Here is a 13,907-nt window from a genome sequence, read left to right as displayed (position 1 = left end):
CGCTCGCAACATGCCATGGCGCCGCGCGGCATCACATGTCGTAGACCACCGTGACGGGCGCATGGTCCGACCACCGCTGCTCATGAGTGGCCGCCCGCTCGACGAACCCCTTGACCGCGCGCTGGGCGAGGCCCGGCGTCGCCACGTGGTAGTCGATCCGCCAGCCCGTGTCGTTGTCGAAGGCACGCCCCCGGTAGGACCACCAGGAGTAGGGGCCCTCGACGTCGGGATGCAGCGCCCGCACCACGTCGACGTATCCGGCGTCCCCCTCGAAGACCTCACTGAGCCAGGCACGCTCCTCGGGCAGGAAGCCCGAGTTCTTCTTGTTGCCCTTCCAGTTCCTGAGGTCGGCCTCCTGGTGCGCGATGTTCCAGTCGCCGCAGACCACGACCTGGCGCCCCTCCGCGGCGGCCCGCTGCTTGAGCTCCTTCAAGTACGTGAGGAACTCCCCCATGAAACGGACCTTCTCGTCCTGCCGGTCCGTGCCGACCTCGCCGGAGGGCAGATACAGGCTCGCGACCGTGACGCCGGGCAGGTCGGCCTCGACGTAGCGCCCACTGCCGTCGAACTCCTGCGACCCGAATCCCACCTGCACGCGATCCGGCTCACGCCGCGTATAGAGGGAGACACCCGCGCGCCCCTTGGCGGCGGCCGGCGCGTGCACGACGTGCCAGCCCTCGGGCTCCCGCACCTCGTCCGGCAGCTGCTGCGGCTCGGCCCGCACCTCCTGGAGGCAGAGCACGTCGGCCGGGGTCTCGGCGAGCCACTCGACGAAGCCCTTCTTGGCGGCGGCCCGCAGCCCGTTCACATTCACACTGGTCACTTGGAGCATCCCGGAACGATACCGGCACACTTGATGGACACCTCCACCCCACCGCATAGAAGTACGATGATTCGCATGAGTATCCAGTCACCGTCGCAGAGGCCCGTCGTCGCGCTGCGCCCCACCCCCTTCGACCACCCCGACGCGGTCAAACTCAACGACCGCGTCCAGCTCGAGTACGCGGAGCGGTACGGCGATGAGGGCGACGTCACACCCCTCGACCCGGCCATGTTCGCCGCCCCGCGCGGTCTGTATCTCCTCGCGTACGACGAGAACGGCACCCCGGTGGCCACCGGCGGCTGGCGCGGCCACGAGGAGAACGACGAGGGCTACGCGCACGGCGACGCCGAGATCAAGCGCATGTACGTCACCCCGGAGGCCCGCGGCCTCGGCCTGGCCCGGCGCATCCTGGCGGCCCTGGAGGACGACGCGAGGGCGGCGGGACGCACGCGGATGGTCCTGGAGACGGGCACGAAGCAGCCGGAGGCCATCGCCCTCTACACGTCGGCCGGCTACACCCCGGCCCCCACCAAGTTCGGCCACTACCGCTTCGAGGACCTGAGCCGCTGCTACGTGAAGCAGCTGTAACCAACTCTGCGGCGCTGGAGTTCCGCGGCGCCGGAGTTCTGCGGCACAGCAAAGATCCCGCCCGGTTCGAAGAACCGGGCGGGATCTCATGTGCAGTGGACCTGTGGGGATTTGAACCCCAGACCCCCTCGATGCGAACGAGGTGCGCTACCAGACTGCGCCACAGGCCCTTGCAACGAGTGAAACTCTAGCATCCCGATCCGGGTGCTCGGAAATCCGTTCCTGGCTGGTCAGGCCTCACTCGTTGGCGGCCCTCGGCCGCTCCCCGTCCTCGTACTGATCGAAGAGAGGCGTACGTCCGCGTTCGCGGGCCCTGCGCGCGGAAGCGGCTCGCCGTGCTCCGCTGCGGCCACCGCCTCCGTCCACACCCTCGGCGCCCTCGGCGCCTTCCGCATCCGCTGCGTAGTCGGTGTACTCGCTCGCCTCCGCCTCGCCCCGCGCCTCGTCGGCGGCGGGCTCGACGGAGCTCGACCGCGCCGAGCTCCAGGCGTCGGGGGCTCCCAAGTCGACGTCACCGGTGGCCCGCGGGGCGACCGGCGCCGTCACGTACGTCGGCAGGGGCACCGGCACCGGGTCCCAGCTGTCGCCGTGCCCCGGGCGGCGCTGCCGCTCGCGCTGCTGGTCCACCCACTCCGCGTGGTCGGTCTGCTCGACCAGGGCGCGGCGGTCGGCGGCGAGTGCGGAGAGGCCGGTCTCCGTCTCGGGGGCCGGTCCTTCCTCCGCGTCGTCGACGATCGCGTCCGCGCCGGCCGCCGTGCGCCTGCGCGGCTGACGCTCCCGCAGCCGCTGCGCGGCGACCTCGGCCCGGCGCCGGTCCATGGTGTAGGTGAAGCGGCGCCGCTCCTGGCCCCGCAGATACACGATGTACGCGCTCAGGAGCGCGGCCGGGGCCGCCGGCGCCCAGAGGAACGCGAGTCCTCCGACGGCGGCGACGACCGTGCCGACCGTGAACGCGACGAACAGCATCACCGTCGTGCGCCGTCGGCGTGCGAGCACCTTCGTACGCCGGGCGCGCGCGGCGGCTTCCGCCGATGCGGCCCGCTGGGCGGGCGACTGCTGGGGTCGCGCTCCGGACGGGGCCGGGGTCGGGATCGGTGCCGGGGGCTTCGCCGCGGGCTGCGCCTGGGGCCGCGCCGGAGGCTGCTGCGCCTGCGGCCTCGCCGAGGGCTGCTGCGCCTGGGGGTTGACCGGCGCCTTGCCCTGCGGCTCGGGCCGCTCGTCCTGGCCGCCCTGTCGAAGCGGGGGCGCGACGAAGGCCCGGACGTCCACCGAGCCGGTGGCGTTGTCCGGGTCGCGCGACTCCTCCTCTTCGGGCGAGCGCGCTTGCAGGTCCTTGGCGTATCGGCGCTCCATCCCCGCACGTCCGGACAGAAGCCGGATGGCGGTGCTGAAGCGTTCCGTCGGACGGGCTTCATTGAGCTCGTCCTGCCTACGGAGCCACATCGGCACCAAGTAGGCGGCCCAGGCCCCGACGATGACTGCGTAGATGAGGCCGCTGCTGCTCACGCCTCACACGGTAGAGGGGTTTGCTTGAGGCCATCTGCCAATTGAGCCGGTGTGTCGCACGATCTGGCTGATATCTCGAACTTTTTTTGTGACTGGTGCGATCAACAGGCCACCGGGACCGTGAAATTAATGCCTCAGAGGGACCAAGTCGGGCCTGAGACGGTCGATCACCGATTAATTTCAAACACTTATTCTATTTACGCGGTGTTCCGGGGTCGTGCCTGGTGCCAGCGCCGCAGCAACCCTTCCGGTACCTCTTCCGTGGTGAGCGCGAAGACAAGATGGTCGCGCCAGGCACCGTCGATGTGGAGATAGCGTGGACGAAGCCCCTCCTCGCGGAATCCGAGTTTCTCCACGACCCTGCGGCTTGGCCCGTTCTCGGGGCGAATACAGACCTCGATACGGTGCAGCCCGACCGACCGGAAGCAATGGTCCACCGCGAGGGCCACGGCGGTCGGCATCACGCCACGGCCCGCGACGGACTGGTCGACCCAGTAGCCGACATGGCCCGAGCACATCGATCCCCAGGTGATCCCGGCAACCGTCAACTGCCCCACGAGCCGCCCCTGGTACTCGATCACGAAGGGCAGCATGCGCCCGGCGTGCGCCTCGGCGCGCAGATGCCGGACCATCTGACGGTACGTCGGGCGGTGCACGATCGGGCCGGTGGGCGTGGGCGGCGGGATGGTCGCCTCCCAGGGGCGCAGCCAGTCCCGGTTGCGCCGGTTGACCTCACGCCAGGGCCGCTGGTCGCGCATCTTTATCGGACGGAGGACGACATCGCCGTCCGTCAGCTCGACGGGCCAGGAAGGGCTGTTCAGCTCGCACCGCCTGGGGGTACCTCCCAGGCCTTTGGGGCACTGGGCGAGGGTCTTGGATGGTCGCCGCCCCGGAGCTGCTCGACGGCGTGCGCGAGGAGGGGCTCCAGGACCGCGATGCCGTCCCGCACGCCGCCGGTGGAGCCCGGCAGGTTCACGATGAGGGTGCGCCCCGCGACCCCGGCCAGACCACGGGACAGCGCGGCCGTGGGGATCTTCTCCCTGCCGTACGCGCGAATCGCCTCCGGGATGCCCGGCACCTCGTGGTCGATGACGGCGCGGGTGGCTTCGGGGGTGCGGTCGGTGGGCGAGATGCCGGTGCCGCCTGTGGTGAGGATCACGTCGTATCCGGCTTCGGCTCCGGCGCGCAGGGCCTGCTCGACGGGGCCGCCGTCGGGGACGACCTGGGGGCCTTCGACCTCGAAGCCGAGCGCGGACAGCGCCTCGGCGATGATCGGCCCGCCCCGGTCCGCGTAGACCCCGGCGGCCGCGCGGTTGGAGGCCGTGATGACGAGAGCCCGATAGGCGCTCATGCGCCGGCTCCTTCGCGGCTCCAGTCCCCGGACTTGCCGCCGGTCTTCTCCTCGACGCGTACGTCCGTGATGACCGCGCCCTTGTCGACGGCCTTGACCATGTCGATCACCGTGAGGGCGGCGACGGTCACCGCGGTGAGCGCCTCCATCTCGACGCCCGTGCGGTCCGTCGTCTTCACCGTGGCGAGGATCTCGACGGCGTCGTCCGCCACGGAGAGGTCGAGTTTCACTCCGGAGACGGCCAGCGGATGGCAGAGCGGGATCAGGTCGGGCGTGCGCTTGGCGCCCATGATGCCCGCGATCCGCGCGGTGGCCAGGGCGTCGCCCTTGGGGACGCCCTCCCCGCGCAACAGCTCGATCACGCGGGGCGAGACCAGGACGCGGCCACTGGCGCGAGCGGTGCGCGCCGTCACGTCCTTCGCGGATACGTCGACCATGCGGGCGGCGCCCGCTTCATCGATGTGCGTCAGTCGCTGCTGGCTACTCATGTGCTGTGGCGCTCCCGGTCCGGGCCCTCCCGCGGTGCGGCGCAAGGGGGCCTATGTGCGCGACACCGTACCGCGCGGACGCGCCTTTCAGCCGAGCAGGACCACTTCGACGTCGGTGCCTGTCTCCACCGACGTGGTGTCCTCCGGGACGACGATCAGCGCGTTCGCGTGCGCGAGTGCCGCGACGAGGTGGGAGCCCGCACCGCCCACGGGCCGCACGCTGCCCGCGTCGGCGTCGTACTGCCCGCGCAGGAACTGCCGCTTTCCCGCGGGCGAGGTCAGCGCCTTGTCGGCGGCGAGCGCCGCGCGCGCCGTGGGGCGGTGGACGTCCGGCAGGCCCATCAGGGCACGCACCGCGGGACGCACGAAGATCTCGAAGGAGACGTACGACGACACCGGGTTGCCCGGCAGGGCGAGCAGCGGGGTGTGGTCGGGGCCGATGGAGCCGAAGCCCTGGGGCTTGCCCGGCTGCATGGCGAGCTTGCGGAACTCGATACCGCTGCCCGTCTCGACGCCGTCCTCGTCGGCTCCCACGGAGGAGAGGGCTTCCTTCACGACGTCGTAGGCCCCGACGCTGACGCCGCCCGTGGTGACGATGAGGTCGGCCCGGATCAGCTGGTCCTCGATGGTGGAGCGCAGTGTCTCGGCGTCGTCGGCGACCGCGCCCACGCGGTAGGCGATCGCTCCGGCGTCCCGGGCCGCGGCGGTCAGGGCGAAGCTGTTGGAGTCGTAGATCTGGCCCTTGGCCAACTCCTCGCCGGGCTGGATCAGTTCGCTGCCGGTGGACATGACGACCACGCGGGGGCGGGGGCGCACCTTCACCGTGCCCCTGCCGATCGCGGCGAGCAGGGCGATCTGCGGGGCGCCGAGGACCGTGCCGGCGGTCAGCGCGCGGTCGCCGGCCCGGACGTCGCTGCCACGCGCCCGCACGTGCGCGCGTGCTTCGGCGGGGCGGTGCACGCGAACCTCACCGGAGGCTCCGTCGGGGGCTGCGCTGTGGGCGCGCATTCCGGAGACGGGGCCTTCGCCGAGGCCTCCGTCGGTCCACTCCACGGGGACGACGGCCTCGGCGCCGGGCGGCAGCGGGGCGCCGGTCATGATGCGGGCCGCCTGGCCCGCGCCGACATCCGGCTGCTCGCCCTGGCCCGCGGCCACGTCACCGATGACCGTCAGGACGGCGGGGAACTCCTCGCTCGCACCGGCGATGTCGGCGACCCGGACCGCGTAACCGTCCATGGAGCTGTTGTCGAAGGGCGGCAGCGAGACGGGCACCGTGACGTCCTCGACGAGGACGCAGCCCTGGGCGTCGAGGAGTTGGAGCTCGATGGGCTCCAGGGGGCGGACGGATCCGAGGATGTCGTCCAGGTGCTCGCTCACCGACCAGACGTGTTCCCGGCCGGTGACTTCGGTCGTCGCGCTGCTGCTCAAAGTGCTACATCTCCTCGGACACGTAACTGCGAAGCCAGGCCTGGAAGTCCGGGCCCAGGTCTTCACGTTCGCACGCGAGTCTGACAATGGCACGCAGATAGTCGCCCCGGTCGCCGGTGTCATAGCGGCGGCCCTTGAAGACGACGCCGTGCACGGGGCCGCCGACCTTCTCGTCGACCGCGAGCTGCTGGAGGGCGTCGGTGAGCTGGATCTCGCCGCCGCGGCCCGGCTCGGTCTTGCGCAGTATGTCGAAGACATGGGGGTCCAGGACATAGCGGCCGATGATGGCGTAGTTGCTGGGGGCGTCCGCCGCGTCGGGCTTCTCGACCAGGCCCGTGACCTTGACGACGTCGCCCTCGTCCGTGGCGTCCACGGCCGCGCAGCCGTAGAGGTGGATCTGCTCCGGGGCCACCTCCATGAGGGCGATGACGCTGCCGCCGTGCCGCTCCTGGACCTCGACCATGCGGGCGAGCAGCGGGTCGCGCGGGTCGATCAGGTCGTCGCCGAGGAGCACGGCGAACGGTTCGTTGCCGACGTGCGGGGCGGCGCACAGGACGGCGTGACCGAGCCCCTTGGGGTCGCCCTGGCGTACATAGTGCATGGTCGCGAGGTCACTGGACTCCTGGACCTTCGCCAGTCTCGCTTCGTCGCCCTTCTTCAAAAGGGCCGACTCCAGCTCGTAGTTGCGGTCGAAGTGGTCCTCGAGAGGGCGCTTGTTACGGCCCGTGATCATGAGGACGTCGTCGAGGCCGGCGGAGGCGGCCTCCTCGACCACGTACTGGATCGCCGGCTTGTCGACGACCGGCAGCATCTCCTTGGGAGTGGCCTTGGTGGCCGGCAGGAACCGGGTGCCCAGGCCTGCTGCGGGAATGACAGCCTTGCTGATCCTTGGGGGGTGAGACTCAGTCATGTCCGTAACCATAACCGGTGAGTATGTGCGGAATCTGTGGCTCCGGACATTTTGTTGTCATATGAGCGCACTTGAAAGGGTTTGTGAGCGCACCATGCAAGAAACCGGCTCTGACCAGCCGCCCGTTCAGCCAACCAAGCGCACGTTGCGCGGAGAATTCCTCGCGGTGAGAAGCCGGTTGACTAGAGATGACGCACAGAAGGCCGCCGCGGTTCTCGCCGACCGCGCATTGGAGCTGCCGGAGCTCTCCGGGGCGCGCACGGTCGCGGCGTACGTGTCCGTGGGGAGCGAACCGGGGACGCGCGCCCTCCTTGACGCCCTCCGCGCGCGCGGGACGCGGGTGCTGCTCCCGGTGCTCCTCGCGGACAACGACCTGGACTGGGCGGCCTACGAGGGCGAGGGTTCGCTCGCCCTCGTGCAACACCCGGGAAAGATCGCACTCTTGGAGCCCTCGGGGCCGCGGCTCGGGCCCGACGCCGTCGTGGCGGCGGACGCCGTGCTGCTGCCGGGCCTGGCCGTGGACACGCACGGGCTGCGGCTGGGGCGCGGCGGCGGGTCGTACGACAGGGTGCTCGACCGGCTGGGACGGGCCGGGGCCGACCCCGCCCTGGTGGTGCTCCTGTACGACACGGAGGTCGTCGCACAGGTCCCCCGGGAAGCGCACGACAAGCCGGTGCACGCCGTCGTCACCCCCTCGGGAGTCCGCCGCTTCCGGTGAGACCCATGAGGACGAGAAGGGCCCTCCACGCGCGCGTGGAGGGCCCTTTCACTGTCTCGTGCGTCAGCTCAGGGCCGCAGCACCAGGGTGTCGTTCGTGCTCTTCTTCACGGCGTCCTCCGAGAAGGACCACGGCAGCAGCTCGCCCTTGACCCACTTGCTGGTCTGGTCGGTGTAGTGCGCGCTGTAGGCGTGCCCCGAAGCGCCGGTGAGGTTGATCCACTTCGACTTGTCGAGGTCGTCGAGGTTCACGACCATGCGCATCGACGGCACCCACTGCACGCCATAGCCGCCCGCCGCGTTCCAGCCGGTGGCGTTGACCGCCGCCTCGCCGCCGCCCAGCTTGAACGGGCCGCGGTTGAGCATGAACTGGAGCCAGCCGGGGCCTTCGACGCCCAGGGTCTGGTTCTTCAGGGTCAGCCGGTGCAGACGGCCCCAGCTCCAGGTGTCGACGTCCTTGCCGAGCTTGGCCGTCAGGTCCCAGCGCGCGTCCTCCATCGCCCGGCCGAACAGCTGGTCGCGGGTCTTGGTCTCGGCGTCCGTGCGGGTCTTCGGCGACTTCCACCAGTCGTTGTCCTCGTCGTCGAGGATCGACCGGATCACTTCGTAGTAGCGGTCGCCGCCGTCGGGCTGCGCGGATTCCGAGTCGCGCTGGCCGCACTCGCGCACCGGCTCGGCCTCGTCGGCGGGACCGGTGTTCCCGGCCGGCTCGACGTTCAGGCACTGGCCCTTGACCCGCAGCTCCTTGGGCAGCTTGTTGCCGATGGAGAGCTTGAGGATGTTGCGCCAGACCGAGTTGAAGTACGCGGCTGCCGCCGAGTCGGCGTCCTGGGTGTAGTCCCAGCCCTCGAGGAGCTTCTGCGCCTCACGGACGTAGCTGTCCTTGACGTCGACCTTCAGCAGCTTGGGCACCAGCAGCTTGGCGATCTCGCTGCTGTTGTCCATCTGCATCGTGCGCATGTCCTCGGTGGAGACCTTCCCACCGTTCTTGATCTTCGACTGGATCAGGTCGGTGATGCGCTGGCTGCGCGCCCCGTAGCCCCAGTCCGCCGTGAGCTTGTACGGGTAGTCCGACTTCTCGCTGTCGATGACGGCCTGGTTGGCGGTCACGATGTAGCCGCGCTTCGGGTCGTACTCGTAGGGCAGCGCGGACTGCGGGATGTAGCCGGTCCAGCGGTAGTCGGAGTCCCAGCCGGGCGCCGGGAGCGCGCCGTCGCCCTTGCCGCGGACCGGGATCTTGCCCGGTGCCTGGTAGCCGATGTGGCCGTCCCTGTCCGCGTAGGTCAGATTCTGCGAGGGCACTTCAAAAGAAGACGCCGCCTTGCGGAAACCGGCGAAGTCCTTCGCCTTGTTGAGCTCGAAGACGGCGTCCATCGACTTGCCCGGCTGCAGCGCGGTCCAGCGCAGCGAGACTCCGTAGCCGTCGCCCCGGTCGGGGGCCGCGCTGTCGACGGTGGCCTTCTTGCCGACCTTCACCAGTTCGTCGTCCCGGTCGGACAGCAGGGGGCCGTTGCCGGTCTCCCGGACGGTGATCTTCTTGGACTTGCCGCCGGCGACCTTGATGGTCTCCACGCGCGTCTTGAAGGGCAGCACCTTGTTGTCGTACGAGTAGCCGTCGCCCTCGAACTTCTCGAGGTAGAGGTCGGTGACGTCCGCGCCCAGGTTCGTCATGCCCCAGGCGATCTGCTTGTTGTGGCCGATCACCACGCCCGGCATGCCGGCGAAGGTGTAGCCGGAGACGTCGTACTGGCAGTCCTTGGAGACCGACCGGCAGTGCAGTCCCATCTGGTACCAGACGGACGGCAGCTGGGGTGACAGGTGCGGGTCATTGGCGAGCAGCGGCTTCCCGGTGATCGTGTGGTCGCCGGAGACCACCCAGGAATTGGATCCGATGCCGTTGCCGTTCGGGCCGAGGCCCGCGTCCGGAACGCTGTCCAGGATGTCGGAGAGGCCCGAAAGCTGGGACTGGAGGCCATCGGGGGCCTGGGCGTTGCCCGCCAGGCCCGTGCCGGCCGCACCGCCGGACTGCGACTGACTGCCGGTGCCGCTGCCCTTGCCCTCGTACTCCTTGGTGGCGCTGTTGTAGGCGCCCTCCTGGACGATGGGCTTGTTCCGGGCGTACGGGTACTCCGGGTACAGGTCCTTGATCTGGGACGGGCCCAGGCGGCTTGTCATCAGGGAGCGGTCGATCTCGTCCTGCATGTTGCCGCGCAGGTCCCAGGCCATCGCCTTGAGCCACGCCACGGAGTCGACGGGGGTCCACTCCTGGGGCTCGTAGTCGTTGGTGAAGCCGAGGGCGGCGTACTCCAGGGAGATGTCCTTGCCGCCCTTGTCCTTCAGGTAGGCGTTGACTCCCTTGGAGTACGCCTGGAGGTACTTCTTGGTCGCGGGCGAGAGCTTGGAGTCGTACTCCTTCTGCGCCACGCGGTGCCAACCGAGCGTCCGCAGGAACTCATCGGTCTTTACTTGGCCCTTGCCGAACATCTCGGAGAGGCGACCGGAGGTCATATGGCGACGGACGTCCATCTCCCAGAAGCGATCCTGCGCCTGGACGAAGCCCTGGGCCATGAAGAGATCGGCGTCGGACTCGGCGTAGATCTGCGGGATGCCGTTGCCGTCGCGCTTCACGTCGACGGGACCGGCGAGACCGTCGAGCTTGATCGTGCCCTTGGTCTGCGGGAAGGAGGCACGCACCGTACTGACGCTCCAGTACGCCCCGTAGCCGATGCCCGCCACGATGGCCAGGACCAGGACGAGGACGAGGAGGCGGGCTCGGCGCCCCTTCTTCTTGCCGGACTTATGACCGGAAGAGGCGGTGGTATTCGAGGGCATCGCTGTCCTTGCTGTCCTTACGCGAGCGGCAGGGCTGGCTGGGCGGTGGTGGGAGCGCTGGAGCAACTGTAGGCGCAGGGCACTGCGGCCTCGGACGCGGAGTCAGGAACCTACATGGCGACGCGTCGGACGAGTGTTCGATGGCGTCAAGGAAGCGTTAACAATTAGGTAAGGTAACGAAGTACCTGGCTCGCGCGGAGGAAGGAACGGCCCCTGACTGTCCACGACCTCAACCAGCTTCTGCTCATCTGCTCGCTCGTCCTGCTCGTCGCGGTCGCGGCGGTCCGCATCTCGTCGCGCAGTGGGCTCCCCAGCCTGCTTCTCTACCTCGGCATCGGCATTGCCATCGGCCAGGACGGCATCGGCAACGTCACCTTCAACAATGCCGAGCTGACGCAGGTCATCGGCTATGCGGCGCTCGTCGTGATCCTGGCCGAGGGCGGTCTCGGCACGAAGTGGAAAGAGATCAGACCCGCGCTGCCCGCGGCCGCCGTCCTGTCGCTCGCCGGCATCGCGGTGAGCGTCGGCGTGACGGCCGCCGGCGCCCACTATCTGGTCGGCCTCGAGTGGCGGCAGGCGCTCATCATCGGCGCGGTGGTCTCCTCGACGGACGCGGCGGCGGTCTTCTCCGTGCTGCGGAAGGTGCCGCTGCCCTCCCGCGTGACGGGCATCCTGGAAGCCGAATCGGGCTTCAACGACGCCCCCGTGGTGATCCTGGTCGTGGCCTTCTCCATGGCGGGCCCCGTGGAGCACTGGTACGTCCTCCTCGGCGAGATCGCCCTGGAGCTCGCGATCGGTGCCGCGATCGGCATCGCGGTGGGCTGGCTCGGCGCCTACGGCCTGCGGCACGTGGCGCTGCCCGCCTCGGGCCTCTACCCCATCGCCGTGATGGCCATCGCGGTCGCCGCCTACGCGGCCGGAGCCATGGCGCACGGCAGCGGATTCCTCGCCGTCTACCTCGCCGCGATGGTCCTCGGCAACGCGAAGCTGCCGCACTGGCCCGCCACCCGCGGCTTCGCCGAAGGGCTCGGCTGGATCGCGCAGATCGGCATGTTCGTCCTGCTCGGCCTCCTGGTCACCCCGCACGACCTCCTCGACGACATGTGGCCCGCGATCATCATCGGCCTGATCCTGACCGTGGTGGCCCGCCCCCTGGGGGTCGTCGCGAGCCTGCTGCCGTTCCGCATGCCCTGGCAGGAGAAGGCCCTGATGTCCTGGGCCGGCCTGCGCGGAGCCGTGCCCATCATCCTGGCCACGATCCCGATGGTGAACGGCGTCGACGACAGCCAGCGGATCTTCAACATCGTCTTCGTCCTGGTCGTCGTCTACACCCTCATCCAGGGGCCTACGCTGCCGTGGCTGGCCAGGAAGCTGCGCCTGGGCGACTCTTCGGGCGCCGCCGACCTGGGCATCGAATCGGCGCCCCTGGAGCGCCTTCGCGGGCACCTGCTCTCGGTGGCGATCCCGAAGGGATCGCGGATGCACGGCGTCGAGGTGGGCGAACTGCGGATGCCCGCGGGGGCCGCGGTCACGCTCGTCGTGCGCAACGGCGAATCATTCGTGCCGCAGCCCACCACCGTGCTGCAGCGCGGTGACGAGCTCCTGGTGGTCGCGACCGACCCGGTGCGGGACGCGGCGGAGAAGCGGCTGCGAGCGGTCGGACAGGGCGGAAAACTGGCTGGATGGCTGGGAACCGCTGGTCAGGATGCCGAAGAGCGAGGAAATCACAGGTGACGGGCGCCTCAGTCTCCGTATTCACAGGTCTGACGGCCCCGTTGCCTGTACGATGAAGACACACTTCTTCTGTACCAACTGATCGAACCAACTCTGTCTGAAGCAGAGCTGGCGCCGACCGTATGGCGGCCGCGTGTCCTCGCAGTGGGCAACCGGCATCTACCGCAGTCCCGCGCAAGAGGACAGCTCTCGGCGCCCCCGCACGGGCGCGCTACCAGGCGGCAGAAAGGCACGGGCCGTGGCATCCACGGTCACCTCCCGCCCCGGATACGGACAGCTGCTGCGCACGCGCGGCGCCTGGACGTTTCTCCTGCCCGGCTTCGCGGCTCGCCAGCCCTTCGCGATGCTGACCATCTCCATCGTGCTGCTCGTGCAGCACACCACCGGCTCGTACGGCGTCGCCGGCGCCGTGTCGGCCGTCACCGGTGTCTCCATGGCGGTGTTCGCCCCCTTCGGAGGCAAGCTCGCCGACCGGTTCGGCCAGCGAGCCGTACTGCTGCCGGGCGTGCTCATCCACACGCTGTCGGTGCTCTCCCTGACGGTGCTCGCGCTCTCGGACGCCCCCTTGTGGGCACTCTTCGTCGCCGCCGTTCCCACCGGCGCCTCCCAGCCGCAGATCAGCCCCATGGTGCGGGCCCGCTGGGGCGTCAAGCTCCAGGACACCCCGCTCGCCGGCACGGCGGCCGCCTTCGAGTCCGTCACCGACGAGCTGACGTTCGTCCTCGGTCCGCTCTTCGCGACCGCCCTGTGCACGACCGTCGACCCGGCGGCCGGACTCTTCACGGAGGCCGGACTCACGCTGGTGGGCGGCCTGCTGTTCGCCGCGCAGAAGAGCACCCAACCCAAGCCCGCCTCCCGCGAGGAGCACGCGCGCGTGAAGCACGTCTCGGCGCTGCGGATCCCCGGTGTGCGCGTCCTGATCGTCACTTTCCTCGGCATCGGCGCCGTGTTCGGCGGCATGCAGGTCTCGCTGGCCGCCTTCACCGAGTCCATCGGCGAACCCGGCCTGAACGGCGTCCTGTACGGCACCTTCGCCGCGGGCAACATGCTCTCCGGACTCGTCTGCGGTGCCATCGCCTGGAAGATCGCCCCGCAGCGGCGCCTCCTCGTCGGGTACGCGGCGCTGACCCTGATGGCCTCCGGGCTGTGGGCCGCGCACTCCGTGGTGCTGCTCGCCGGACTCGGCCTCCTGGTGGGCGTCTGCATCGCGCCCGCGTTGATCACCGGCTACACGCTGGTCGACCGTCTCGTGGACCCGTCCGGCCGGACCGAGGCGTTCACCTGGCTCACCGGTGCCGTCGCGCTCGGCCAGGCCGCCGCGGTCACGGTCGCCGGACAGCTGGAGGACCACTTCTGGGACGGCGCCGGATTCCTGGTCCCGCTCGGCGGTACGGCGCTGGCCCTCGCGGTCCTCGTGACCCTGCGCTCGCGGCTCGTGCCGCGGTCCGTCGGACGCACCGTGGCACGTGGCGTGGGTCACCGCGAGCCGGTCACAGTGGACTGATCTCGCGGAATACGTCACTATGGACC

General features: G+C 69.8%; 12 protein-coding genes and 1 tRNA gene. 4 read left to right on the top strand and 9 right to left on the bottom strand.

Annotated features, from left to right (window positions below; translation table 11 throughout):
- Positions 1-31: 31 nt before the first annotated feature.
- Positions 32-832, bottom strand: a complete 801-nt coding sequence (locus ACZ5WE_RS30930; protein ID WP_467689511.1) for an exodeoxyribonuclease III — start codon at positions 830-832, stop codon at positions 32-34.
- A 66-nt stretch (positions 833-898) separates the two neighbouring features.
- On the opposite strand from ACZ5WE_RS30930, the gene ACZ5WE_RS30925 reads away from it, so the two are divergent.
- On the top strand, positions 899-1,411 hold the full coding sequence (locus ACZ5WE_RS30925; protein ID WP_467689513.1) for a GNAT family N-acetyltransferase: 513 nt from the start codon (positions 899-901) through the stop codon (positions 1,409-1,411).
- A 96-nt stretch (positions 1,412-1,507) separates the two neighbouring features.
- Here the strand turns inward: ACZ5WE_RS30925 and ACZ5WE_RS30920 are convergent.
- From ACZ5WE_RS30920 to galU, 7 genes are all read right to left on the bottom strand, one after another.
- Positions 1,508-1,581 (bottom strand) — tRNA-Ala (locus ACZ5WE_RS30920).
- Positions 1,582-1,648: 67 nt separating this feature from the next.
- Complete coding sequence (gene sepX / locus ACZ5WE_RS30915) at positions 1,649-2,917, bottom strand: divisome protein SepX/GlpR (protein ID WP_467689515.1); 1,269 nt, start codon at positions 2,915-2,917, stop codon at positions 1,649-1,651.
- A 197-nt stretch (positions 2,918-3,114) separates the two neighbouring features.
- On the bottom strand, positions 3,115-3,738 hold the full coding sequence (locus tag ACZ5WE_RS30910) for a GNAT family N-acetyltransferase (RefSeq protein WP_467689815.1): 624 nt from the start codon (positions 3,736-3,738) through the stop codon (positions 3,115-3,117).
- Positions 3,735-4,268, bottom strand: a complete 534-nt coding sequence (locus ACZ5WE_RS30905; RefSeq protein ID WP_467689517.1) for a MogA/MoaB family molybdenum cofactor biosynthesis protein — start codon at positions 4,266-4,268, stop codon at positions 3,735-3,737. The genes ACZ5WE_RS30910 and ACZ5WE_RS30905 overlap by 4 nt, the downstream gene beginning before the upstream one ends.
- The gene (gene moaC / locus ACZ5WE_RS30900) at positions 4,265-4,756 is read right to left on the bottom strand and encodes a cyclic pyranopterin monophosphate synthase MoaC (protein ID WP_160505558.1); all 492 of its coding nucleotides are present in this window, start codon (positions 4,754-4,756) and stop codon (positions 4,265-4,267) included. The genes ACZ5WE_RS30905 and moaC overlap by 4 nt, the downstream gene beginning before the upstream one ends.
- An 87-nt stretch (positions 4,757-4,843) precedes the next feature.
- Positions 4,844-6,184, bottom strand: a complete 1,341-nt coding sequence (glp, locus tag ACZ5WE_RS30895; RefSeq protein ID WP_467689519.1) for a molybdotransferase-like divisome protein Glp — start codon at positions 6,182-6,184, stop codon at positions 4,844-4,846.
- A gap of 4 nt (positions 6,185-6,188) precedes the next feature.
- Positions 6,189-7,094, bottom strand: coding sequence for a UTP--glucose-1-phosphate uridylyltransferase GalU (gene galU / locus ACZ5WE_RS30890; protein ID WP_351162871.1), 906 nt, complete (start codon positions 7,092-7,094; stop codon positions 6,189-6,191).
- A 94-nt stretch (positions 7,095-7,188) separates the two neighbouring features.
- Between galU and ACZ5WE_RS30885 the strand changes: the two genes are divergently transcribed.
- A complete protein-coding gene (locus ACZ5WE_RS30885; protein ID WP_467689521.1) occupies positions 7,189-7,812 on the top strand; it encodes a 5-formyltetrahydrofolate cyclo-ligase in 624 nt (207 codons plus the stop codon).
- A gap of 68 nt (positions 7,813-7,880) precedes the next feature.
- Here the strand turns inward: ACZ5WE_RS30885 and ACZ5WE_RS30880 are convergent, their stop codons facing one another.
- Positions 7,881-10,643 carry a penicillin acylase family protein gene (locus ACZ5WE_RS30880; RefSeq protein WP_467689523.1) on the bottom strand — a complete coding sequence of 921 codons (2,763 nt, stop codon included), beginning with the start codon at positions 10,641-10,643 and terminating at the stop codon, positions 7,881-7,883.
- A gap of 213 nt (positions 10,644-10,856) precedes the next feature.
- On the opposite strand from ACZ5WE_RS30880, the gene ACZ5WE_RS30875 reads away from it, so the two are divergent.
- Both ACZ5WE_RS30875 and ACZ5WE_RS30870 read left to right on the top strand, forming a co-directional pair.
- A complete protein-coding gene (locus tag ACZ5WE_RS30875; RefSeq protein WP_467689817.1) occupies positions 10,857-12,377 on the top strand; it encodes a potassium/proton antiporter in 1,521 nt (506 codons plus the stop codon).
- 238 nt (positions 12,378-12,615) lie between these two features.
- Entirely contained in the window at positions 12,616-13,881 is a 1,266-nt protein-coding gene (locus ACZ5WE_RS30870; RefSeq protein ID WP_467689525.1) for an MFS transporter, read from the top strand.
- Positions 13,882-13,907: the final 26 nt, after the last annotated feature.

The sequence above is a fragment of the Streptomyces sp. NPDC033180 genome, assembly GCF_055577645.1.
The sequence above is the reverse complement of the archived record's forward strand: the minus strand, read 5'-3'. Positions and strand labels throughout refer to the sequence as shown.

Coding starts and splice junctions, on each gene's coding strand:
- moaC (WP_160505558.1), bottom strand. CDS start 4,756: ATGAGTAGCCAGCAGCGACTGACGCACATCGATGAAGCGGGCGCCGCC.
- ACZ5WE_RS30880 (WP_467689523.1), bottom strand. CDS start 10,643: ATGCCCTCGAATACCACCGCCTCTTCCGGTCATAAGTCCGGCAAGAAG.
- ACZ5WE_RS30930 (WP_467689511.1), bottom strand. CDS start 832: ATGCTCCAAGTGACCAGTGTGAATGTGAACGGGCTGCGGGCCGCCGCC.
- ACZ5WE_RS30905 (WP_467689517.1), bottom strand. CDS start 4,268: ATGAGCGCCTATCGGGCTCTCGTCATCACGGCCTCCAACCGCGCGGCC.
- ACZ5WE_RS30885 (WP_467689521.1), top strand. CDS start 7,189: ATGCAAGAAACCGGCTCTGACCAGCCGCCCGTTCAGCCAACCAAGCGC.
- ACZ5WE_RS30925 (WP_467689513.1), top strand. CDS start 899: ATGAGTATCCAGTCACCGTCGCAGAGGCCCGTCGTCGCGCTGCGCCCC.
- galU (WP_351162871.1), bottom strand. CDS start 7,094: ATGACTGAGTCTCACCCCCCAAGGATCAGCAAGGCTGTCATTCCCGCA.